The following is a 21,929-nucleotide window of genomic DNA, read 5'->3' on the forward strand; positions in this document are numbered from 1 at the left end:
CGTGAAAAGCGTTTATCATAAGCGCCCTTTTGCCAGCCTTGCCACGGACGCCAATGACTGAAAACGACTACCTGCTCGCCTGGGCTGCCTATGGAGTGGCCGCGCTCGGCTGCCTGCTGGTCTGGTTCCGCCTCACGGGCTGGATGTGGCGCTGGCTGCGTGAGCCGCTGCGTCTGCTGGTGGCAGTGCTGTTGCTGACCCCCACCATCGTCGACCCGGCCAAGGACATGTTCGCCCCGGCAGTGGCCATCACCGCGCTGGATGTGCTGTTCAAGGTCGGCAACAACGCCTGGAAGGCTACCCTCGATCTGACCATGTACAGCATCATTGCGCTGACCCTGTACCTGGTATATGCCAGCATCCGCTGGCCCATCGAGAACAAACTCAAGGCCCGCCGTGCCGAACGCGAAGCGGCCCAACAGGCCGAAGCCGAAGAAGAGCCGACCCTGCGCGAAATCATGCGCGACAGCAAACCCGAAGCGGACACCCGCTACGACCAGAACGGCGACCGCCGCCTGCGCATCGAACCCCGCCTCTGATGCACCGGGCCTTGCGGCCCGGCCACTGGACGTTCAGCATGGGCCACCCCGGCCCGGAACGTCCCTTTCACTTCCCGGTGCGGGAAGTCGCCTCCTTCCAAGAACGCCTGACGCCAGAGTCCTGAACCATGTGCGAATTGCTCGGCATGAGCGCCAACGTCCCCACCGATATCGTTTTCAGCTTCACCGGCCTGATGCAACGCGGCGGCGGCACTGGCCCGCACCGCGACGGCTGGGGCATCGGCTTCTATGAAGGGCGCGGCCTGCGCCTGTTCCAGGACCCTGCCGCGAGCATCGAGTCCGAGGTGGCGCGCCTGGTCCAGCGTTACCCGATCAAGAGCGAAACCGTCATCGGCCATATTCGCCAGGCCAACGTCGGCAAGGTCTGCCTGTCCAACACCCATCCGTTCGTCCGCGAGCTCTGGGGCCGCAACTGGTGCTTTGCGCACAACGGCCAACTGTCCGGCTACGAGCCGCCCAAAGGTTTCTATTGCCCGGTGGGCGATACCGACAGCGAAGCGGCCTTCTGCAACCTGCTCAACCGTGTGCGCGGTGCCTTTCCAGAGCCGGTCATGGCGGAAATCCTCCTGCCGGTGCTGATCCAGGCCTGCTTCGAATTTCGCCAGAAGGGCGTGTTCAACTGCCTGCTCAGCGATGGCGACTGGCTGTTCAGCTTCTGCTCCACCAAGCTGGCCCACATCACCCGCCGCGCGCCCTTCGGCCCAGCAAGCCTGAAGGACGCCGACCTGACGGTGGACTTCCAGGCCGAAACCACCCCCAACGACGTGGTCACGGTAATTGCCACCGAACCGCTGACCGAAAACGAAAACTGGAACATCTTCCAGCCCGGCGAGTGGATCCTCTGGCGCCGCGGCGAGATCGTCACCCAGGGCCGGGCCTGACAACAGGAGATACAGGGAATGTTGCGAAGCTACCTGCGCCTGATCCTGTTCACCCTGGGCTTGCTGGTCGGGGTGCAGGTGCCGGGCTTCATCGAAGACTACGCCCAGCGCGTCGACGCCCACCGGCTGGAAGCGGAGCAGGGCCTCAAGGGCTTCCGTGAAACCGCCCAGCGCTTCTTCGAGGGCGACCTCGACGCCCTGGTCGCCCACTACCGCGCAAGCGCCGACCCGGTCATGCGCAGCGACGCCGACAGCGTGGCCCACCTCGTCACCCGTAACGACCTGATGCAACGCGAATGGCGCGCCCTGCAAGGCCCCTGGTACCAGCGCGCCTGGCATGTACTGGCCATGGCCAACCCCGAGCTGCGCCAGGAAACCCTCACCGCCTACAGCTATCAACTGCTGCTCAAACCCGAAGCCATCGCCTGGGGCCTGGCCTGCGGCCTGCTGCTGGCGTGGCTGGTGGAAAGCCTCCTCCTGCTCATCGGCGCTGGCATCGGCCGCAGCAAGAAGGTGCAGCAGCGGCATTGGCGGTGACGCTCATGCCACCCATCCATTGCCAGAGAGGGAAGAAATGGTCACCTGTTACCTGAGATACGTCCTGGACCCGTACAAGCTGAGTGAATTCGAGCACTACGGAAAACTGTGGATTCCGCTGGTGGAGAAGTTCGGCGGCCAGCACCACGGCTACTTCCTGCCATCCGAAGGCGCAAACAACATCGCGCTCGCGATGTTCACCTTTCCCAGCCTGGCGGACTACGAGCGCTACCGGCAGCAATCCATGAACGACCCCGAATGCATCGCCGCCTTCAAGTACGCGGAAGAGACCCGGTGCATCCTCAGCTACGAGCGCTCGTTCTTCAGGCCTGTGTTTGGCGCGTAGAGAGCGCCGGCAGTGCTCCATTGGACCGTCGCTGATGGGTATCGCTGCGCTCCAGCGGAACGCCGCCCGCCACATCCTGCGAGTGGCACGTCTCGAATCCGGGTGTTGCGGCTGAGTTCGAGCGGAATCCGCTTCCAGCGCGGCTCGTCCTTCAACCACGGGTCATCATGTGCCTGCCACAGCCTTGCCCTGGAACTCGTCGATGACATCGGCCACCGAAACCGTGTGGCCGAAGTTGCCGAAGCGTTCCTCCAGCCCTTCGGTGCGCAGTATGTCCCGTACTCGCGCATGGGCCCCGACGGGTCGCAAGCGTATCCCTAACCCCTGCAGTTCCCCATGCAACGCCTCAAGCATACGTACGCCGGCCAAGTCGACGAGCGGGGAGGCGGACATGTCGCAGACCACCAGTTTCAATGCGTCGGGGGTAGAGCGGATTCTCTGCCAGAGCACATCGCGCACGTGCTCGACGTTGAAGTAGAGCAACGATGCTTCGACGCGGAACACCAACACGCCCGGTACGGCCAGATTGTCGGAACTGCGATCCATGTCGGAGTAGCTCCGGGTGCCGGGGATCTGGCCGAGAAACGCCACGTGGGGGTGCGCGACACGATGTATCAGCAACAGGAGCGACACCAGTACCGCCAATAGCACACCCTTGAGAATCCCCAGCAGTAGCACGGCGGCGAAGGCGACCATCGACACGCTGAACTCGAAGCGACTCACACGCCAGACGTGGCGCAGCTCGGGGATGTTGATCAAGCCTTTGACGGCCACCAGCACGATGGCTGCAAGCACCACATTGGGCAGGTTGGCCAGTAATCCTGTCAGGAACATCAGGCACAAGGCGATGGTGATCGAGGCAAAGACCAGTGCCAGCGGCGTCTTGGCGCCGGCTTTGTCATTCACCGACGATTGAGACAGACCGCCGGCCACCGGATAGGCCTGGAACAAGGCTGCACCCAGATTCGCGGCACCCAGGCCAAGCAGTTCCTGGCGTGGATCAATTTCCTGGCCGTGCGCCTGGGCCAGGGCTCGGGCCGCTGAAACGCTTTCCACATAGGCCAGCAGCATGCACGCGAACGCGAGGGGGATGACCCCGTCCACGTCCCGCAGTCGCAGCTCCGGGGGGTGGAAGTCGGGGAGGCCGGTCGGCAAAGCCCCGACCACCTTGAAGCCAAGGCTGCTCAGCGGTGTCACCGACAGGGCGATGATCGATATCACCACCACGAACAAAGCCACCGGGCGGCCTGGCAGAAACCTTTCCCCGAGCATCAGCGCCGCGATGGCTGCCAGGCCGAATATCAGTACAGCGAAGTTGGTGTCGGGAAGTTGGCCGGTCAGGACAACAATGCGCTCGAAGAAGTCTTCCCCGCCTCCCGGGACCCCGAACAGCTTGGGCAACTGGGTCATCGCAATGGTCAGCGCTGCGCCGGCCTTGAAACCCAGCAGAATGGTCTCGCTGATGAAGTTGACCAGCGAGCTCAGGCGCAGCAGCCATGCCAGCGCACACATGGCGGCGATGACCAGCGCTGTCAGTGCCGCTATGTCGGCCCAACGTGTCGGATCGCCCCCCGCCATGCCCGCAACCGTGACGCCGATGAGCATCGAGATGGCGGATGTGGGGCCAATGGCCAGCTGGCGAGAAGAGCCGAACAGCGCATAGAACAGGCCGCCGACCAGATAGCAGTAGATGCCGTACTGCGGCGGAAGACCCGCGAGCAAGGCGTAGGCGAGGGAGACCGGAATGCCGTAGGCCGCCAGGGTCACACCCGCGACAACGTCATTGCGAAGCCACTTCACCTGGTAGGTCGGGAGCCACTGGGCCGGAGGAAAGGCCGCGCGCCAGCCGCGAACCGGCGCATGGGCGGCAGGCATCGTTGCGGGCGTGGCCTTATTGGTCGCGGGGGGATCGTTTCTTGGCATGAGTCCATCCGTCCTGCATGCGGAGCGTCAGTCTTCTACCACCTCGACTGCGACATGACCGCGGTGGGCCTCAGCTATCCGTGCAGATTAGATCGCCCCGATTGGGCCAGCAAAGGCGGGTGGGCCGCTTTCCACTGCCTTGTCGACGGCGTCGGTTCGCAAAGGGGCAGGTCATTGCTGGTGTACGCCATCACTGCGCCGGGATGGTGATCAGCGGCAGACTGTTATTCCCCTTGGCCTCCGACAACGTGAAGAAAAACATGATGGCGGCCAGTGCCCGCTTCGCCTGCCAGTTGCTGTGATCTATCCAGAACCAGTAATCGCGATAACGCACGGCCGTGTAAGCGTGCTCGGGCTTTTCCTTTCCGCTGTGAACGAGCGTTCCAGATGCGGGATTATCCGCACTGCCCGTGTCGACGGTCGGTACGGCGCTTCGGTCCTGAATATGCGCTTCGGGCACGTCTATGTAACTGGAGAAGGCCGTCATGATCTGCAGCATCGAACGGCTGTTGACCGACAGTTCGCCCTCTTCGCCCCGTGATGGCGAGTACTTGAGCACGAAGCGCTGGCTGTCTTCAGGCAAATGAAGCAGGCGACGGAGCTGATTCTGCTTTTCCAGTATGTCCGGTTCTACGTCATCTCGACGCATGATCAGCAGCGCGGTCGTGCCCGTGGCCTTGTTTTCATCCACGCGCAAACCCACGGCGCCCGCTGCCTGGATTTCGCGCAGCAACGCCAGGGCACGCAGGAAATCCGGTTCGGCCTCACGCACGGCGCCAGCCAATGCCGTGCGATTGCGGACACCGTTGAGCGACTCGACCGTCAGCCCGAGGATGAAGTCCGCCGCATAGCCTGACTGGAGCAAGGAGAAAATGTTCTTTGGGTCGATGGGCGTCAGCAGTCCGATCAGGAACTTCTCGCCGGTCATCGGCACATAGGTAATCGTGGGGCGATCGGTGTATTTGCCGTTGGCACCGAGTACGACGCTGTTGCCCTGAACGGCATCGGCCGAGGAAATCTGGCCGCCGATGTTGCCTCCGGTTTCCAGCGAGTAGCCGGCGACGATCGAGGCAACGTCGACAAATACGGGCATGTCCATGTAGCGCAGCTTGACGATGTTGAGCAGGGTCTGCTGCTTCCAGGAATCGGCGATGGCCGAACTGTAATCGAAGCGATCCACCGTCACGGTACCGGGGCCGATGCTCGCGCAACCCGACAGCACCAGAGATGCCAACACGGCGGCAATGAGAAGGATCGTCTCGTTCGGAGTCACTCTCACCATCCTCAGCTGGGGGCGGGCATCAGCGCTGCATCAACGGGTGCGCGCTCGACTTCCGCGTACCGACTGCGCCATGCCGATCCGGCCAGGGAAACATCGTTCTCTTGATCGCACTGAGTCAGCGGCTCCGTAGATGCCACGCCACAGCGCAAGGTGTCGGCCGGTGCATTGATCCGGGTCCTGATGATGCTGGCAGTCCGATCACGGGCCTCAACCTGAGAGGTTAGCCCAGCTCCGCAGGCCTCAGCGTCGCTGCGCATCATCCGCTCACGCGGATATCCGGGCCGAGGGCGTGCATAAGGTCGAATGTTCAACTTTCATTTGAACGTGGGAAACCACGTGTTTAGGGCGTGGTCATGAGTCATCGGCTCTGCCTGTGACGATCGAAATGCCTGATTTAAAGGATGAAGCCGGATTGTCAGTAGGAGCGAGCTTGCTCGCGAACAGCCCGAGCACGATCTTTCGCGAGCAAGCTCGCTCCTACACGTCGGTAGCGCGGATGAAATCCGGGCCACGATCTGGCCGGCTGCATCCGCGATGCCCCCTTATGGGGGCCAACCGACGATTACTGTGAGCGGGAACGCGGGGCGCAACCATGGCAGCCAGCAAGAAAACCACCCACATGGCAAAGGGCAAAGCCACCAAGGCAGCAGCGGCCCTACCGCAATTCCGCTCTCGCGAGGAACGACTGAATGCCGGGAAGCTGCTGCGTGACAGGGTGCCGCGCAGCAGCCACGCCGCCTGGACAACAAAGGACAAGCGACGGTACCCGATCGCGATCCTCGAAAAGTCGAACAAGGATCGGCTTCAGGAGCTGGTGCCGATCCGCTACGGACGCATGCTCCGCAGCCCCTTTACTTTCCTCCGGGGCTCGGCGGCGCTCATGGCCCATGACCTGGCCAGCACCCCCGACATCGGGGTGCAAGTGCAGGCCTGCGGCGACTGCCACCTCTTGAACTTCGGTCTGTTCGCCACGCCAGAGCGCAACCTGGTGTTCGACCTCAACGACTTTGACGAAACCCTTCCCGCCCCTTGGGAGTGGGATATCAAACGGCTCGCCGCGAGTTTTGCGGTTGCCGGACGCGATAACGGGCTGTCCGATGACCAGGCACGGGAAGCCGCGGTGGCATGTGCGCGCGCCTATCGGGAGAACCTGCACGAATACTCCAGGAAGAATCCGCTGGAGGTCTGGTATTCGCGCCTGGACATGGACACCCTGATCGAGCTGGCGCCCGATGAAAAGATTAAAAAGAGTCGCCAGCAACTTGCCGATAAAGCCCGCGCGCGGGTGGTCGAAAACGTCTTTCCCAAGATTACCGAGCAGGTTGCCGGGTACCCGCGCATCGTCGATCAACCCCCGATCCTGTACCACGTCGACACGCCACGATTCCTGGAAACGGCCCACCGTGCGATGGCGGACTACCGTTCGACGCTGTCCGACGAACGCCGCGTTCTCCTGGATCGCTATCGCCTGGTGGACGTAGCCATGAAAGTCGTGGGCATTGGCAGCGTTGGCACCCGCTGCTTCATCGGATTGCTCTTCTCCGAAGAAAACCATCCGCTGATTCTTCAGTTCAAGGAATCCTGTCGCTCGGTTCTCGAACCCTATGCGGGGAAAAGCCAGTACACGAACCAGGGGCAGCGCGTCGTCATGGGGCAGAGGCTCATGCAGTCCTCCAGCGACATTTTCCTGGGCTGGACGCGTGGCCAGGGTGGGCATGATTACTTTGTCCGGCAGATGCGCGACATGAAGATGTCCGTGCCCATCGAGGGGGTTTCAGCCACGCGGCTCAAACGCTATGCCGGAGTCTGTGGCATTACCCTGGCCCGCGCCCATGCCAAGTCGGGTGATAGTGCGACCATCACGGGTTACCTGGGCAACGGCGACAGTTTCGATGAGGCACTGGGTGACTTTTCCCTCGCCTATGCCGATCAGACGGAGCAGGATCATGCGGCCTTGGTGAAGGCCGTGAAGTCCGGGCGATTGGAGGTCCTTATTGAGGAGGAGTAATGATCAGATCGGGTGTTCGGAGACAGGGTGGACACATCATGGATTCGTAATCCGGGCTGTTCAGGTCGATCGCTCTGAGCCGGTGATGACAAAAACAGACGTCGAACCGCCCATCGCTATCCTGGCAGGGTTGCAACACGGGCGCCTCGCCCCCTACCCCGCTCCATACTGCGAGGGGCCGGGGGAGGGGAGCCAGTCCAACCTCGGACGCCGCTAGCAGTCCCCAAGCGAAATCCGCTTCCAGCTCGGCTCCTCCTTCAACGATGGGGCATCATGCGCCGCCATGAACACCGGCAAATCCCGCCGCGCAATCCAGATATCCCCTTGCCATTTCACCACCCCAATCCGCTGATTCGCCCAGGTCATGAACGCCCGCTGCGGCGTTGCGTCCGGAGCACGGTGATAGTCATGCAGCGTGGGCACCAGCACCTCGCTCAGCCACTGGCTGATGCAGCGATGCTCCGGGTGCCCAAAGCGATACAGCGCCTTGTAGGCCCCGGCATCGCTGATCACCTCCACTTCCTCCCGCAGGCCGCTGGCGAACTCCAGCACCACGGCGCGCTTCTGGTGCGGGTCCATGCGCTGCGGCAGGCGGTAGGGGCGATGGGCACCAATCAGCCGCGCGAAGTCGTAGGCGACGAACCAGGGCTGGTTGTCGATCATCAGCGCGCGTAGTTGATGGGAATGGCGTTGGAAAACGATGGGGCGATATGCGTCTTGCATGGCGAATAGTCCTTTGCTGAGTTCATCAGCTGCCACCATCCGCTGTCAGTCGAAGGGTGGCAGATCGCGCAGGGTTGACAGACCGGGCAAAGGAGCCGGCAGACCGCAAGGGTCTCCCCACGCGATCTGCCATAGAGCAGTGCAGCAAAAACTGCATGCGAACAAAGGCCTGCAAAAAACGTCCGCCGTTTTTCGCATGCACCTTGCGGCGCAATCGCGCCTTTGCGTCGGGCTGTCAAACCCGGCCACGGGATTTACCGTGACCGGCGCAGGATAGGGAGGGGAGATTGGAAGGGCAAGTGGGGGGGCGGCTAGATCTCAATGGCACGTTCGGCCAGAGGCAGCCACTCGCGTCAGGCAGCTTTCGACCCGAGGCGGACATTCACTAATGTCGGTGGACAAGAAATGAGGGTACACGACTGGGTTGGACCAGCTGTGGGTAGTGCGCTAGTGAGTGCCACCCATTTATAGGGAAATTCCTCAAGATTATCCTCTAAGTATAAAAATAAATGATTGTAATTGCTATTAAGTATTCCGAGCCGCATCATGAAGAACTCTTCCGGTGTCGCCTCGATTTCATGATCGAACATGGCATTGACCCGTCTGCGAGACTACTGGGATAACCAGTTCCAATGCCAGTCCGTGTATCGCTTGTGCTTATTCAGATAAGGAATTCGAAATGAAGATAAGCCTTTTTCACAGAGGCGCATGCGCTGTTGTGATAGCAGAGGGCGCTGAGTTTTAATCTATTCCAGGAATCATCCGTGACTGGCTTAGGACATACAAGCGAATTCAATCGCGATGGTCTGTGCTGCGGCCCTCCGAGTGCGGGGCGGGGCGCACCCGGAAGGACGGACAAGGTCAGGTCAATGTCCGTATTCCACCTTCTGCTGGTGGATCCTTGATTTATAACGGGTTGCCGGCTTGGCGATCGACTCTGTTTCTTCCTGGGTGACCTGTGCGCCGGCGGCGGTCGGTTGCTCCTCGACCATCTGGGCGAAACGCTCGCTTTCGTCATCAGTTGTCTGCTCGCGTTGCGCTTGCCACTCCTGATATTGGATGAGGCGATCACCGCCTCCTTCCGCCAGCATCAGAGTCGGCTGCTGGCTTGCCGATGGAAGAGATGAACTGGATGCCTGCAATGAAGTCAACGCGACAAAAGAAAACAGCAGGCTGGACAAGACAGTGGTGGTAATTGCGGATTTCATGTGTCTTCCTCGTAACCCCCCAGATAATCCCCGATGTCGGATAATAAGGAAGAGGAAAAAGACTTCCAGTACTATCTTCGAATGCCTGACAAGTGGTGAACTTCAAGACGAAGTGGTAGTTCGTAACTATCTGTCTGGCATGCGTTATTCCTACAGTTATGCCCGTATTTAGTGCATGTGACGGATTGTATTGCGCTATGTAAGTGCGTGTAGTTGAGATGTTTCCGTCTGGTTTCAGAAAAACACTTTAGAAACAAATTCAATAAATATTAGTGCGACCTGAACTAAGGAAACCCTTCTGAAGAAGACTTCCCGAATCTTTTGAAAGCCCATCCTGCTTGATCAATTCCGGTTTCATACCAAGCATAGGTACTCATTTGCCATCGCAGCGTCCACGGGCAACTATTGGCCGAATGAGGTCACCCCGGTTCGGAACGCCCCAAAGCCCGCCCTCACGAAAACTACTTGGGGCGGGTGCAACCCGCGCTGCAATCCCAGCCGACGCGGCAATACCAACCCGCAGTGGCTGGCGAAATGTCTGAGGCTATAGTTTGTGGTTATGGTGGTTGTAGGGCCAGGTGGCTAGCGCGGCCTGCGCCGTGGGACTTTGCGCTGGAGCGGCCAGTTCCTCCAGATGCGTGATGATGTCGTCCGGTTTGAGTACCAGAACGTCGCTCTCCAGGGTGTCGAGAATCATCTCGGCCGTATTGCCGATTAAAACGCCGGACAAACCGGTGCGGGCTACGTTGCCGATCACCGTCAACGCCGCGTTGAGCCTGTGCGCGATTTGCGGGATCAGCAAATCGGCCGAGCCTTCCTCTATATGCAGGTGTTCGTCGTCGATGTTGAACTCGCTCTGCAAGGTTTTGCATTGCGTGCGATAGAAATCCTCGATGCTCTCCTTGAGCTGGAAGACCGGATCGTGTGACCCGAGCATGGGGTAGGGGTGGGCGCTCATCATGTGCAGGGTGCCGCCGGCCAGTTGGGCGATGTCGTAGCCGTGGCTGACGATGCCGGCATGTAGCACGCGGTGTCCGATATCGTCGTTGCCCACGTCGACAGCCGTGAGAATCGTGCCACCGGTCCAGGGCATTGCGGTTTTCACAATCAGCACTGGGCTGGGGCAATAGCGCAGCAGCTTCCAGTCCTCGGGGGTGAGCAAGGTCTTGGCCAGCGGATTGTCGGGCAGGTGCTGCTTGATCACTAGGCCGCAGCCCTCCGCCTGCTGAGCGGCGATGATGGTTTTGTGCGGGCTTTCATGCCAGGCCTGTTGGGCGCTGACGCTAAAACCCTCCTTTGCCAGGGCACCTCGCATGTCGTCCAGGTAAGAGGAATGCTTGAGTCGCTTGTCGCAGACCAGCAGGTGCAGGTGCGACTGGGTGGCGCTGGCAATCATCCTGGCTCTGTTCAGAATCAGGTCCTCAGGCTGCTGCGAATCCATCACCACCAAGGTGTTACGGATGGTATGCATGGGCATTCTCCCTCGCGAGTAAGGTTTTCAGGTGAACAGAGGCACAAGTGTTCTTGGCTTATGTTCCAGCGGGCGGGTTTGGCGCGTTGGTTGCTTAACCTTGCCGCTCTGTCCGTCAGTCGGAAGCTCACCCACAAACGTCATGCACGCGACAGCCGAAATCGAAGTTCGCTCACTCAGTCAGATTGTTGCTGCCTGAATTGAACTGGCGTTGATGGTCACGGAACGAGGGCTGATCGCTCAGGCAACTGCAAAAAGCTGCTTCCACAGCGCTGGCGCTGTTGTTCCACTGCATCTACATCGAGAAGGCCGAGTTTGAACACGCCCCCATACCCGAGACCGAAGGGGCGCCTGGCTCCCTTCGACGTCGCTCATGCACGCGCCGTCCATCCTGTTCGAGTAGCACTCCCGGCTGTCCTTCTCATTGGCGGATGCGCCGGGGCGCGCTGCGGTAGGCGTTACTACACAGGTAGACGCGAGGATCCTGTCTTGCTCGCTCAAGGGGGTAGTGTGGGAGCCAGCAGGCTCAACAGCGAGGTAGCTGGTCGGCTGGGCAAGTCGATTTATGCTTAAGAAACCCCCGCAAAGGTGCCGTCTGCTCTATGCATCAACCCAGGCCCTGAGCTATGGGCTGTGGATGGCACGCCGGCATTTACCGGCGGGCGCAGGGGAACTGCTCGGTGCCATCGCTTGTTGCGTTTTTACACGGTCTGGGCCGATCCCTGCCGATCGTGACCGGCAGAAGTCGACCCGAGGCTGCCGGTCGAGATAGGCAGAAACCGGCCAGTAGCGGTCATTGAGTGCCTACAAAGGCCGGGGCGATTCAGGGTAAGCCATGGAGCTATTGATCCGCAGGGACGCCAACGCTCAGCAGGAGCGCTGGTCGGTCGAAGCAGGGACTATCCTGTAGATAAATGACGCCGGCCCGTCTTTTGTCGAAAAAGCTGTTTGAGAGGAATCATGTACAAGCTCTACGGAGTCAGGAGTTGGGGTTCCATGGCGGTCGAAGCGGTGCTCGCCTTGTGCGGTGCTCCCTATACAGTCGTCGATGTCGAGCAAGACACCGAGCGGCGCTTTCCGCCCTGGTTTATCGAACTCAACCCCATGGGCCAAGTTCCAGTTCTGATGCTTCCCGACGGCAGCGTGATGACGGAAAGCGCAGCGATGGCCATCTACCTCGCTGACGCTTTTCCAGACGCCCAGCTAGCGCCGGGCCTCGCCTCGCCGCTCCGCCCTCGCTACTTGCGCTGGATGGTGTTCCTTGCTGCCAATTCCTATATGACCGAAGGCCGATGGGATTTCCCTAGCGGCTACACCGACGATCCCAACGGCGCCCAAGGCGTCAAGTCGGCGGCGATCCGGCTGATGGCCAAGGAATGGGACATCTTCGCCGAAGCCTTGGGCCGCGCCCCGTTCATCCTCGGTGCGGCGATGAGCGCAGCCGACATCTATGCCGCCATGATCGCTGGCTGGAACAATAATCTGCCGAGCCTCTTCGCCAAGCATCCCAACTTGAAGGCTCTCCACGATGGTGTGACCGCCCATCCCACCGTCGCCGCTGTTTGGAAGCGTCACGGTCTGTAGTGCGAAAGTCGCGTCAGTGGAGCGGCTTGTTAACCATGTTGTTGATCATGACGTGCCACTTCTCGAGGTGAATCGCCCCATTTTTTGTAGGCAACTTTGAATGTTTTCTTCTGGCCGGTAGCTGCCCATAACAAAGCGCACTACCGGCCCCAATACAGCCACACAGCGCAGGAAGCTGATCACCCCACCACCTCATCAATGAAAGGCGCCTTCCCGGCCAGGTACTCACCAATCCCCTCGCGATTGCTGGCCTCCAACTGAAGCTTCAGCGCCTGGTACTGCTGTCGGATCGCGGAGTCATGTCTGAGAAGTTCGCGAAAGCGGAGCATGCGTGCGATCTGGGGATGGCCGTTGATGCAAACATGCACCTTGTGTGTTCTGACCCCATCCACATCGCGCCGGGAGAAGTGGTGTCCTTCGGAAAGGTTGCTTCCGCGCGCATAGCCCAGGGTGGTCATGAAGGTCTTTTTTGCGGGTTCATCCCGATGTCCGGAGACGACGACCAATACGTCGATTTCCGGCTTGGCTGCAAGCCCCGGGACGGCTGTGCTGCCGACAGGGTGAATGGCGAGGAGTTCGGCCTGGAAGCCTTCCGCGATGCGTGCCTGCTCGGCGAGGAAGAGGGCAGGCCAATTTTCGTTGTAGCGGGTGATGGTGCTGGTCAGTGCCATGGTGCTTTCGTTGGTCCATTAACGATGCGTGCGGGGGCTCGATTCTTCGCTTTTTTGTAAGCCTTGGCACCGGGGGATGGGCGCGGCGTGTTGTGGGTAGTTCGTCCGTTGGACTTCGTTGCTTGTTTAAGGCAATGCCATCACCCACCCAGCGCAATGATCGCGAATATCAGTGCCGTGCCAACGAGCGCCAACACCGCGCCTGTCGCCCACGGGGTGCCGCCGGAATAGCGGGCCAGCAGCCAACCTGAAAGAAACAGCATTGCCAGCGACACCAGGTTGGACGTTCGAATCGCCGGTCCGGTCTGGTCTATCAACAGAAAAGGTATGACCAGGGGGAACGTTGCCAGCACGACCAGCAGGAAGGTGCCCAATGCACCTGCGAAATCCCTCAGGTCCAACCGCGCGCGAAGGGGTTTGCCCGCGTTGGCCAGCAGGCGCAAACGCAACAACTCCAGGCCGTCCGCACCTGCCGCTGCGGAAATGCTCAGTGGCAAGGCGTCGGCAATCAGCTCCTGACCTTTGGCCGGACTTGCATCGCTTTGCAGGCGGAGGAGCAATGTGCGGCTGCGAGTGCGTTCAGTCCAGGTACGCAGCAGGTAGATGAGGGCATCGGCCAGGCCCCATGCGAGGTTACAGCCGAAAGCCGCGATCAGCATGGTTCTTGCCTCTTCACGGCCTGCCGTGGCAACGCTCAGCGATCCGATGAAGGTCATTGCCATCAGCAGTCCGAATATCACTTCGGTGATGCGGTCGACGGGTTCGAGTATTCGCTGCCGGGTGCCTCTTTCCTCGTGTTCCATCGCAGACCCTCGCTCTATCAGCTTCGCGAGAGAAGTGTAGGCAAGGTGTCAGACCCGCGTGGGTTTCAGGGTCGACCCAGACCCAGACCGGCGTCCTGCTCGCACTCGTGATCCCGTGGTCGCCCTTGATTAACGTGTGATCCGCACTGGAACTCGGCATGGCGCCAACTACGCTTGAGCCTGTCCCCACGGCGGGGATCGCCCTGACTCCCGACCTGATAGCGGGAGCAGACGCGAGGAGTCCGATTCTCTTTTCCGCACTTTGCATCCTGCTTTCCAGGCAACTGGAGGGCGGACATTCAGATTTTTCCATCGGGGGTTCACCATGCGTTCTCACGTGATTGCTGTAACGGTCGCTGCACTTCTGGCTACGGGGGGATGCTCGAGCACAATGGTCGAGCCCGCCAATTACTCGGGGTTCCTTCCTAACTACCAGGTGCTGGAAAAGCAGGAGTCCGCCAGTGGGGTGAAGGTAGCCCGCTGGATAGATCCCGACATCGACCTGTCGCGCTATAGCAGCATTTATCTGGAGCCCAGCCAGTTCTACCCGCGTCCCCAGCCCAGCTCGCAGATACCCCAGGCCACGCTGGATGACATCACCCGGTACTACGATGCGGCGCTCAGGCGAGAGCTCGGATCGGTGGTGAGGATCAGCGACTCGCCCACGGCCGACAGTGTCATCGTGCGCCCGGCCATTACCGCTGTTTCGACGTCCACCGAGGGGCTCAAACCTTACGAGGTGATTCCCATCGCGCTTGTCGTCGCCGCGACATCTACAGCGATTGGCGCCCGGGACCAGCAAGTGGAAATCGCCACCGAAGCGATGTTCCTCGATGGAGGCAATACCAAACTCCTGGCGGAGGTGGTGCGCCAAGGCACCGGCGAAAGTTTGGAGAACAAGGAAGCGGTGCTTTCGGTGAAGAACATCCAGCCCGTAATCGACGGGTGGGCAAGTGACATGAGACTCGCCTATCTCCAGTTCCATAAGCGTCCCTGACTGAGGCCGGCTGCCACAAGCCGACCAGCAAAGAACTCAGCAGGCTTCGTGCATACCATCGTCGAGGGTGATGCCCTTTGCTCGCATCTGCTTGATCCGGAGAAAAAGGGGACCGGCTAATGGGTGTCCCCTTTTTGCCCCACTCGTTCCCTCCAGCTCGCGGGGATGCAATTTGATCGCGGGATGCAGCAGCGGATGATTCCCGTTTTGATCTAGAATGCGCCTCCTTCCGTCGAGGCCAGCCATTCATGGATGTTCTCTTGTACGTCCATGAGCGCGTGGCCCAGTGGACGATCGATCCCGTAATCACCCAGTTCGCCGGCATTTTCGATCTGAATGGCCGCTTCGGCGTGTTGTTCCTGTGCATTTCCTATTGCATCGCCTACGGGCTGTTCCGACTCAGGAAGCATCGCGGGCTGACCGACGCGAGTTCGTTCTGGCAGTTCATCGGTGGCAGCGGGGTGTATTTCCACAGGTCGGCGTTGCTGGATTACCGCTACTACTTCGTGCGGGCGGTGCTCAAGGTTGCGCTGGTGGTGCCCATTGTCGCCCTGGTCGACCCGTACATCCTGAAGTCGGGGGACTACATCGCTTTTTTCACCAACCTATGGGGCGAGCGCCCGCGGCTGGGTGAGAACCTCTCGCTCTCGCTGCTCTACGGGTTGGGCGTGTTCCTGGTGAAGGACTTCGTGCACTACTGGGCGCACCGGGCTTTTCATTCCCGCTGGCTCTGGGCGTTTCACAAGGTTCATCATTCGGCGCCCGTGCTGGTGCCGGCGACGGCGAGCCGGGTGCATTTTGTGGAGAAGATCGTCGAGAAGCTGAGCACCGGCGTCTTCCTGGGCCTCTATGCCGGCACCTTCTGGTATGCCTGCGGTGGGGAGATCAGCCGCTATACGTTGTTCGGCGTTACCTACCTGGTGTTCATCTGCAATGCCCTGGCGGCCAACCTACGGCACAGCCATGTGTGGCTGTCGTTCGGGCCTGTGGTCGAGCATGTGCTGAACAGTCCGGCCCAGCATCAGATTCACCACAGCGACGCGCCCAAGCACTTCAACAAGAACTTCGGCACCAACCTGTCGATCTGGGACTGGATGTTCGGCACGCTCTACGTCACCACCTCGAAGCCTGAGGACATCCGCTTCGGCACCTTGGAAAAGGACCACGACCGCTACCTGACGATCTACAGCCTGATCGTCACGCCATTCGTGGATACCGCGCGCAAGCTCGCCAGGGTGAAACGCCCGCAGCGATTTCCGCTGCGCAATGGCTGAGCCGATTGGCTGATGGTCGGTTGGGCTCCCGCGTTGCTCAAGACTCGCGACCGTGGGCCGACGCAGCCAGCTGCCCGGTGTCCACCCGCACGAACATGGAATCGCCGACGGCGGTCAGCAGCTCTCCCGCATAAACCTCGCAGATCACCCGGGTCTTGCGGCCCAGTTCGCCCTCCAGCCGGGCGCGCAGCAGCAGCGGTACGCCCATGGGCGTCGGCTTGATGAACTTGATGCCGAGGTTGCCGGTGACGCACTCGATGCGCGGCAGGCTACCGGGTTCGCGGCCCTCGGCGCGGTAGTGGTAGGCCATGGCGGTCCAGTTGGAGTGGCAGTCCACCAGCATGGCGATCAGCCCACCGTAAACCAGGTCCGGCCAGCCGCAGTACTTGGCATCCGGTACGTGCTCGGCCACGACATGGACGCCGTCTTCGTGCCAGTGGCTCTTGATGTGCAAACCGTGATGGTTGCGACCGCCGCAGCCATAGCAGACGCCATCCGGCGCGGCGGCGTCCTGCAGGGAGATGTCGTGCATGATCGACTCGTTTCGAAGGAATACGCGCCAAGCCTAGCGGCTTTGGCAACAAAGCAGAACGGGCCCCGCAGGGCCCGTTGCTCATTTCGACAGAAACTTCATCCCGTCTTCCAGGCCCCGCAGGGTCAGCGGGTACATCTGGTCGTTGATCAGCTCGCGGACGATGTTGGTGGAGGCGGTGTAGTTCCAGGTGTCTTTGGGGTAGGGGTTGATCCAGATGAGCTTCTTGTACTTCTCCATGAAGCGCTTCATCCAGGCGTAGCCCGGTTCTTCGTTCCAGTGCTCGACGCTGCCGCCGGCCTGGGTGATTTCGTAGGGGGCCATGGCGGCGTCGCCAACGAAGACCACTTTGTAGTCCGGGCCGTACTTGTGCAGCAGGTCCATCGTGGCGGTGCGTTCGGAGGTGCGGCGCAGGTTGTTCTTCCACACGGATTCGTAGACGAAGTTGTGGAAGTAGAAGTATTCGAGGTGCTTGAACTCGGTCTTGCAGGCCGAGAACAGCTCTTCGCAGACCTTCACGTGGGCGTCCATGGAACCACCGATGTCCAGCAGCAGGAGCAGCTTCACGGTGTTGCGGCGTTCCGGGCGCATCTGGATGTTGAGCAGGCCGGCGTCCTTGGCGGTGTGGTCGATGGTGCCTTCCAGGTCCAGTTCTTCCGCAGCGCCTTCGCGGGCGAACTTGCGCAGGCGGCGCAGGGCGACCTTGATGTTGCGGGTGCCGAGTTCCACCTGGTCGTCGAGGTTCTTGTATTCGCGCTGGTCCCAGACCTTCACGGCCTTGCCCTGGCGCTTGCCGGCATCGCCGACGCGAATGCCTTCGGGGTTGAAGCCGCCAGAGCCGAAGGGGCTGGTGCCGCCGGTGCCGATCCACTTGTTGCCGCCGGCGTGGCGTTCCTTCTGCTCTTCGAGGCGCTTCTTGAATTCCTCGATCAGCTTGTCCAGGCCGCCGAGGGACTGGATCTGCGCACGCTCTTCATCGGTGAGCATGCGTTCGAATTCCTTGCGCAGCCATTCCTCGGGAATCAGCGCCTGGAGGTAGTCGTCGAGCTTTTCCAGGCCCTTGAAGTAGGCGCTGAAGGCACGGTCGAACTTGTCGAAATGGCGCTCGTCCTTGACCAGCACCGTGCGGGCGAGGAAGTAGAACTCGTCCATGTCGGCGAACACCACGTTGTGCTTCAACGCGTTGATCAGGTCCAGCAGCTCGCGGACCGAGACCGGTACCTTGGCTGCGCGCATTTCGTTGAACAGGTTGAGCAGCATTTATGCGCCCTCATCAATAACCGTAGGGTGGGTTAGCCGCGTAGCGACGTAACCCACCTTCGATGCCACAGGCATCGTTTTGGCCAGCCTGGCGGCCGGTTGGTGGGTTACGCTTCGCTAACCCACCCTACAAGCGCTTCTTAGCGGCTCGCGCGGCGGCTCATGAAGGCCAGGCGTTCCAGCAGTTGCACGTCCTGCTCGTTCTTCACCAGGGCGCCAGCCAGCGGCGGGATGGCCTTGGTGGGGTCGCGCTCGCGCAGCACGGCTTCGCCGATGTTGTCGGCCATCAGCAGCTTCAGCCAGTCCACCAGTTCGGAGGTGGAGGGCTTCTTCTTCAGGCCCGGCACCTTGCGCACGTCGAAGAACACGTCCAGCGCCTCGGCCACCAGCGAGTTGCTGATGTTCGGGTAGTGCACGTCGACGATCTTCTGCAGGGTGTCGCGGTCAGGGAAGGCGATGTAGTGGAAGAAGCAGCGGCGCAGGAAGGCGTCCGGCAGTTCCTTCTCGTTGTTCGAGGTGATGATGATGATCGGGCGCTGCTTGGCCTTGATGGTTTCGTTGGTCTCGTAAACGTAGAACTCCATCTTGTCGAGTTCTTGCAGCAGGTCGTTGGGGAACTCGATGTCGGCCTTGTCGATCTCGTCGATCAGCAGGATGACGCGCTCTTCGGACTCGAACGCCTCCCACAGCTTGCCTTTCTTGATGTAGTTGCGAACGTCGTGGACCTTGTCGGAATCCAGCTGGGAATCGCGCAGGCGGCTGACGGCGTCGTATTCGTACAGGCCCTGGTGCGCCTTGGTGGTGGACTTGATGTGCCAGGTGATCAGTTTGGCGCCGAAGGAGGCGGCCAGTTGCTCGGCCAGCATGGTCTTGCCGGTACCCGGTTCACCCTTGACCAGCAGTGGGCGCTGCAGGGTGATGGCGGCATTCACCGCGAGCTTGAGGTCGTCGGTGGCGACGTAGGACTGGGTGCCTTCGAACTTCATCAGTGAATCCTCGGACGTGAGACTCCGGTTGGAAAACCGGGCGGTTCAGTATTTGGGAAAACGCTGACTATAACGCGCGCACGAGTCGACTGTGAACGCAGACGATTCATTCAGTCACTGAATGGCAGGAATGCCCTCAAACCGCCCCCGTGGAGCGCTGGACGCTCCTGAGGATGGGCCGTAGGCTTGGGCACTTTTCCGCCATGACAAGGATTCCGCCATGAGCCGCATCTTCGCCGACAACTCGCAAGCCATTGGCAACACCCCCCTGGTGCGTATCAACCACCTGGGGCCGCGCGGTGTGACCATTCTCGCCAAGATCGAGGGCCGCAACCCCGCTTACTCGGTGAAGTGCCGCATCGGCGCCAGCATGATCTGGGACGCAGAGGCTTCCGGCCGACTCAAGCCGGGCATGACCCTGGTGGAACCCACCTCCGGCAACACCGGCATCGGCCTGGCTTTCGTCGCCGCCGCCCGTGGCTACAAGCTGATCCTCACCATGCCGGCCTCCATGAGCCTGGAGCGGCGCAAGGTGCTGAAGGCGCTGGGTGCGGAGCTGGTGCTCACCGAGCCGGCCAAGGGCATGAAGGGCGCGATCGAGAAGGCCAATGAACTGGTCGCGTCCAATCCCGAGCAGTACCTGCTGCTGCAACAGTTCGAGAACCCGGCCAACCCGGCGATCCACGAGAAGACCACCGGCCCGGAAATCTGGAACGATACTGATGGCGCGGTGGATGTAGTGGTGGCCGGCGTCGGCACCGGCGGCACCATCACCGGTGTGTCTCGCTACATCAAGCAAACCTGCGGCAAGCCGATTCTTTCGGTGGCGGTGGAGCCGGTGTCTTCGCCGGTGATCAGCCAGACCCTGGCCGGCGATGAAGTGAAGCCCAGCCCGCACAAGATCCAGGGCATCGGCGCCGGCTTCGTGCCGAAGAACCTCGACCTGACTCAGGTCGATCGCGTCGAGCAGAGCACCGATGACGAAGCCAAGACCATGGCCCTGCGCCTGATGCGCGAAGAGGGCATCCTCTGCGGCATCTCGTCCGGTGCTGCAATGGCAGTCGCCGTGCGACTGGCCGAGCGTCCGGAAATGCAGGGCAAGACCATCGTGGTGATCCTGCCGGACTCGGGCGAGCGCTACCTGTCCAGCATGCTGTTCGACGGCCTGTTTACCGAGCAAGAGCTGCAACAGTAGGTTGGCGTTGAGCGCAGCGAAACCCAACGTGGGCATCCGTGCCACTGGCGTTGGGCTTCGCTCCGCGCTGTCACGACCTACATAGTTTCCTGGCATTTGGCACACCCTGCGGCATGCGGGGTGGGTCATCTCCTTCTTATGGTCTGGTTTCCTCGCGGGCACGCTGGGACTTGTCGCGCATTGTCACTGGCGGCGGTGATGGCGAAGCTGGAAACCCCGCACGACGGGGTCTCGATCCACAAGCAGCCAGGACAAAAAGACAATGACACGTTCCTTCGCGCCCCTCCTTCTGACGCTGGCCATGTCCGCCGCCGCCCAGGCGGCCGATACGGTGAAGATCTACAACTGGAGCGAGTACATCGCCCCGGACACCGTGGCCAACTTCAGCAAGGAAACCGGCATCCAGGCCAGCTACGACGTCTACGACAGCAACGAGACCCTCGACGGCAAACTGATGACCGGCAAAACCGGCTACGACGTGGTGGTGCCGTCCAACCACTTCATGGCCAAGCAGATCCAGGCCGGTGCCCTGAAGAAGCTGGACAAGGCCCAGCTACCCAACTGGAAGAACCTCAACCCGGTGCTGCTCAAGGCGCTGGAAGTGAACGACCCGGGCAACCAGTACGGCTTCCCTTACCTCTGGGGCAGCACCGGCATCGGCTACAACGTCGACAAGGTGAAGGCGGTGCTGGGCGATAACGCCCCGGTGGATTCCTGGGACCTGTTCTTCAAGCCGGAGAACATGGAGAAGCTGGCCAAGTGCGGCGTCGCCGTGCTCGACAATGGCCCGGAGCTGCTGCCCATCACCCTCAACTACCTGGGCCTGCCGCACCACAGCCAGAAGCCGGAAGACTACAAGACCGCTCAGGCCGAGCTGCTGAAAGTGCGCCCCTACATCACCTACTTCCATTCCTCGAAGTACATCAGCGACCTGGCTAATGGCGATATTTGCGTGGCGGTCGGCTTCTCCGGCGACATCCTCCAGGCGGCCACCCGCGCCAAGGAAGCGGGCAACGGTGTGAACATCCAGTACTCCACGCCGAAGGAAGGCTCGCCCATGTGGTTCGACATGGTCGCGATGCCCGCCGATGCGCCCGATGAAGCGGCTGGCTACGCCTTCCTCAACTACCTGCTGCGCCCGGATGTGATGGCCGGCATCAGCAACTCGGTGCACTACGCCAACGGCAACGCGGCCGCTGACCCGCTGGTGGAGGCCGCGATCAAGGCCGACCCGGCCATCTACCCGCCGGCCGACGTGATGAAGAACCTCTTCGCCTTGGAGTCCATGCCGCAGAAGATCGACCGCGTGCGGACCCGTACATGGAATGCGGTGAAGACGGGGCGCTAGGGCTCGTCCCGCACGATCTCGTGTAGATCCTATGCAAAGGCCGCCCGCACGCCGATTCTTAATCCGGGGGATAGAAGGTTTGGCCCAGAGGAGGAATCGACATGCGAACGGCCTACGTTGAACAGCATAGTGCGAATGAACCGGTCCTGGCAGTGGCGCTGGAGTTGGCCAAGGCCAGTTGGAAAGTGGCGCTGAGCGATGCCCGGCGCAACCCCCGGCTGAAGACAGTCGACGCACCGCAGCCCCTGGCGCGCCTGGAGCAGGTGGTGCAAACGATCGCGGAGACGCGCGCGCTCTGGGCGTTGCCGGCGTCCGCCAGAGTGGTCGTGGTGTATGAAGC

General features: G+C 61.0%; 21 protein-coding genes. 11 read left to right on the forward strand and 10 right to left on the reverse strand.

Translation table 11 applies throughout. From position 1 onward, the window contains the following. Positions 1-53: 53 nt before the first annotated feature. The 4 genes from G559_RS0114975 (at position 54) to G559_RS0114990 (ending at position 2,324) form a co-directional block, all read left to right on the forward strand. Positions 54-539, forward strand: a complete 486-nt coding sequence (locus G559_RS0114975) for a hypothetical protein (protein WP_028629006.1) — start codon at positions 54-56, stop codon at positions 537-539. A gap of 128 nt (positions 540-667) precedes the next feature. Next, positions 668-1,441 (forward strand): class II glutamine amidotransferase, encoded by a 774-nt coding sequence (locus G559_RS0114980; RefSeq protein WP_028629007.1) that lies wholly within the window; start codon positions 668-670, stop codon positions 1,439-1,441. A gap of 18 nt (positions 1,442-1,459) precedes the next feature. Beyond that, on the forward strand, positions 1,460-1,978 hold the full coding sequence (locus tag G559_RS0114985; protein WP_028629008.1) for a DUF2937 family protein: 519 nt from the start codon (positions 1,460-1,462) through the stop codon (positions 1,976-1,978). 37 nt (positions 1,979-2,015) lie between these two features. Next, positions 2,016-2,324: an NIPSNAP family protein gene (locus tag G559_RS0114990; protein ID WP_028629009.1), complete on the forward strand. Its 309-nt coding sequence runs from the start codon at positions 2,016-2,018 to the stop codon at positions 2,322-2,324. Between the two features lie 165 nt (positions 2,325-2,489). On the opposite strand, the gene G559_RS0114995 is transcribed toward G559_RS0114990, so the two are convergent. Continuing rightward, positions 2,490-4,247, reverse strand: coding sequence for a SulP family inorganic anion transporter (locus tag G559_RS0114995; RefSeq protein ID WP_028629010.1), 1,758 nt, complete (start codon positions 4,245-4,247; stop codon positions 2,490-2,492). A gap of 190 nt (positions 4,248-4,437) precedes the next feature. Then, on the reverse strand, positions 4,438-5,520 hold the full coding sequence (locus tag G559_RS29015; RefSeq protein WP_051246685.1) for a hypothetical protein: 1,083 nt from the start codon (positions 5,518-5,520) through the stop codon (positions 4,438-4,440). Positions 5,521-6,121: 601 nt separating this feature from the next. Between G559_RS29015 and G559_RS0115005 the strand changes: the two genes are divergently transcribed. After that, on the forward strand, positions 6,122-7,537 hold the full coding sequence (locus G559_RS0115005; RefSeq protein WP_245586508.1) for a DUF2252 domain-containing protein: 1,416 nt from the start codon (positions 6,122-6,124) through the stop codon (positions 7,535-7,537). 213 nt (positions 7,538-7,750) lie between these two features. Here the strand turns inward: G559_RS0115005 and G559_RS0115010 are convergent, their stop codons facing one another. From G559_RS0115010 to G559_RS0115020, 3 genes are all read right to left on the reverse strand, one after another. Continuing rightward, positions 7,751-8,260: a BRO-N domain-containing protein gene (locus G559_RS0115010; protein ID WP_028629012.1), complete on the reverse strand. Its 510-nt coding sequence runs from the start codon at positions 8,258-8,260 to the stop codon at positions 7,751-7,753. 866 nt (positions 8,261-9,126) lie between these two features. After that, a complete protein-coding gene (locus G559_RS0115015) occupies positions 9,127-9,468 on the reverse strand; it encodes a hypothetical protein (RefSeq protein ID WP_028629013.1) in 342 nt (113 codons plus the stop codon). 544 nt (positions 9,469-10,012) lie between these two features. Further along, complete coding sequence (locus G559_RS0115020) at positions 10,013-10,939, reverse strand: universal stress protein (protein ID WP_028629014.1); 927 nt, start codon at positions 10,937-10,939, stop codon at positions 10,013-10,015. 960 nt (positions 10,940-11,899) lie between these two features. Between G559_RS0115020 and G559_RS0115025 the strand changes: the two genes are divergently transcribed. Further along, positions 11,900-12,523, forward strand: a complete 624-nt coding sequence (locus G559_RS0115025; RefSeq protein WP_028629015.1) for a glutathione S-transferase family protein — start codon at positions 11,900-11,902, stop codon at positions 12,521-12,523. A gap of 179 nt (positions 12,524-12,702) precedes the next feature. Here G559_RS0115025 and G559_RS0115030 read toward each other — a convergent pair whose 3' ends face one another. Together G559_RS0115030 and G559_RS0115035 are read right to left on the reverse strand one after the other, a co-directional pair. After that, a complete protein-coding gene (locus G559_RS0115030) occupies positions 12,703-13,194 on the reverse strand; it encodes a GrpB family protein (RefSeq protein ID WP_028629016.1) in 492 nt (163 codons plus the stop codon). Between the two features lie 140 nt (positions 13,195-13,334). Continuing rightward, the gene (locus tag G559_RS0115035) at positions 13,335-13,997 is read right to left on the reverse strand and encodes a membrane protein (protein WP_028629017.1); all 663 of its coding nucleotides are present in this window, start codon (positions 13,995-13,997) and stop codon (positions 13,335-13,337) included. 325 nt (positions 13,998-14,322) lie between these two features. Between G559_RS0115035 and G559_RS0115040 the strand changes: the two genes are divergently transcribed. Together G559_RS0115040 and G559_RS0115045 are read left to right on the forward strand one after the other, a co-directional pair. Further along, positions 14,323-14,994, forward strand: coding sequence for a DUF3313 domain-containing protein (locus G559_RS0115040; RefSeq protein ID WP_028629018.1), 672 nt, complete (start codon positions 14,323-14,325; stop codon positions 14,992-14,994). Between the two features lie 248 nt (positions 14,995-15,242). Then, the gene (locus tag G559_RS0115045) at positions 15,243-16,268 is read left to right on the forward strand and encodes a sterol desaturase family protein (protein ID WP_028629019.1); all 1,026 of its coding nucleotides are present in this window, start codon (positions 15,243-15,245) and stop codon (positions 16,266-16,268) included. Positions 16,269-16,305: 37 nt separating this feature from the next. Here the strand turns inward: G559_RS0115045 and G559_RS0115050 are convergent, their stop codons facing one another. From G559_RS0115050 to G559_RS0115060, 3 genes are all read right to left on the reverse strand, one after another. Beyond that, positions 16,306-16,800 (reverse strand): PaaI family thioesterase, encoded by a 495-nt coding sequence (locus G559_RS0115050; RefSeq protein ID WP_028629020.1) that lies wholly within the window; start codon positions 16,798-16,800, stop codon positions 16,306-16,308. 81 nt (positions 16,801-16,881) lie between these two features. Further along, positions 16,882-18,060, reverse strand: a complete 1,179-nt coding sequence (locus tag G559_RS0115055; RefSeq protein ID WP_028629021.1) for a vWA domain-containing protein — start codon at positions 18,058-18,060, stop codon at positions 16,882-16,884. Positions 18,061-18,200: 140 nt separating this feature from the next. Continuing rightward, the gene (locus G559_RS0115060) at positions 18,201-19,046 is read right to left on the reverse strand and encodes an AAA family ATPase (protein ID WP_028629022.1); all 846 of its coding nucleotides are present in this window, start codon (positions 19,044-19,046) and stop codon (positions 18,201-18,203) included. A 220-nt stretch (positions 19,047-19,266) separates the two neighbouring features. Here G559_RS0115060 and cysK point away from each other — a divergent pair, with 220 nt between their 5' ends. The 3 genes from cysK to G559_RS0115075 all read left to right on the forward strand — a co-directional run. Further along, a complete protein-coding gene (cysK, locus tag G559_RS0115065; RefSeq protein WP_028629023.1) occupies positions 19,267-20,241 on the forward strand; it encodes a cysteine synthase A in 975 nt (324 codons plus the stop codon). A gap of 262 nt (positions 20,242-20,503) precedes the next feature. Beyond that, positions 20,504-21,589, forward strand: a complete 1,086-nt coding sequence (locus G559_RS0115070) for a polyamine ABC transporter substrate-binding protein (RefSeq protein ID WP_028629024.1) — start codon at positions 20,504-20,506, stop codon at positions 21,587-21,589. Between the two features lie 101 nt (positions 21,590-21,690). Beyond that, the coding region (locus tag G559_RS0115075; protein ID WP_028629025.1) for a hypothetical protein at positions 21,691-21,929 on the forward strand (239 nt) is incomplete at its 3' end.

Source organism: Metapseudomonas resinovorans DSM 21078 (assembly GCF_000423545.1).
Lineage (GTDB): Bacteria > Pseudomonadota > Gammaproteobacteria > Pseudomonadales > Pseudomonadaceae > Metapseudomonas > Metapseudomonas resinovorans.

Coding starts and splice junctions, on each gene's coding strand:
- G559_RS0115045 (WP_028629019.1), top strand. CDS start 15,243: ATGGATGTTCTCTTGTACGTCCATGAGCGCGTGGCCCAGTGGACGATC.
- G559_RS0115040 (WP_028629018.1), top strand. CDS start 14,323: ATGCGTTCTCACGTGATTGCTGTAACGGTCGCTGCACTTCTGGCTACG.
- G559_RS0115035 (WP_028629017.1), bottom strand. CDS start 13,997: ATGGAACACGAGGAAAGAGGCACCCGGCAGCGAATACTCGAACCCGTC.
- G559_RS0114990 (WP_028629009.1), top strand. CDS start 2,016: ATGGTCACCTGTTACCTGAGATACGTCCTGGACCCGTACAAGCTGAGT.
- G559_RS0115025 (WP_028629015.1), top strand. CDS start 11,900: ATGTACAAGCTCTACGGAGTCAGGAGTTGGGGTTCCATGGCGGTCGAA.
- G559_RS0115015 (WP_028629013.1), bottom strand. CDS start 9,468: ATGAAATCCGCAATTACCACCACTGTCTTGTCCAGCCTGCTGTTTTCT.
- G559_RS0114995 (WP_028629010.1), bottom strand. CDS start 4,247: ATGCCAAGAAACGATCCCCCCGCGACCAATAAGGCCACGCCCGCAACG.
- cysK (WP_028629023.1), top strand. CDS start 19,267: ATGAGCCGCATCTTCGCCGACAACTCGCAAGCCATTGGCAACACCCCC.
- G559_RS0115010 (WP_028629012.1), bottom strand. CDS start 8,260: ATGCAAGACGCATATCGCCCCATCGTTTTCCAACGCCATTCCCATCAA.
- G559_RS0114975 (WP_028629006.1), top strand. CDS start 54: ATGACTGAAAACGACTACCTGCTCGCCTGGGCTGCCTATGGAGTGGCC.
- G559_RS0115070 (WP_028629024.1), top strand. CDS start 20,504: ATGACACGTTCCTTCGCGCCCCTCCTTCTGACGCTGGCCATGTCCGCC.
- G559_RS0115055 (WP_028629021.1), bottom strand. CDS start 18,060: ATGCTGCTCAACCTGTTCAACGAAATGCGCGCAGCCAAGGTACCGGTC.
- G559_RS0115030 (WP_028629016.1), bottom strand. CDS start 13,194: ATGGCACTGACCAGCACCATCACCCGCTACAACGAAAATTGGCCTGCC.
- G559_RS0115005 (WP_245586508.1), top strand. CDS start 6,122: ATGGCAGCCAGCAAGAAAACCACCCACATGGCAAAGGGCAAAGCCACC.
- G559_RS0115050 (WP_028629020.1), bottom strand. CDS start 16,800: ATGCACGACATCTCCCTGCAGGACGCCGCCGCGCCGGATGGCGTCTGC.
- G559_RS0115020 (WP_028629014.1), bottom strand. CDS start 10,939: ATGCATACCATCCGTAACACCTTGGTGGTGATGGATTCGCAGCAGCCT.
- G559_RS0114980 (WP_028629007.1), top strand. CDS start 668: ATGTGCGAATTGCTCGGCATGAGCGCCAACGTCCCCACCGATATCGTT.
- G559_RS0115060 (WP_028629022.1), bottom strand. CDS start 19,046: ATGAAGTTCGAAGGCACCCAGTCCTACGTCGCCACCGACGACCTCAAG.
- G559_RS0114985 (WP_028629008.1), top strand. CDS start 1,460: ATGTTGCGAAGCTACCTGCGCCTGATCCTGTTCACCCTGGGCTTGCTG.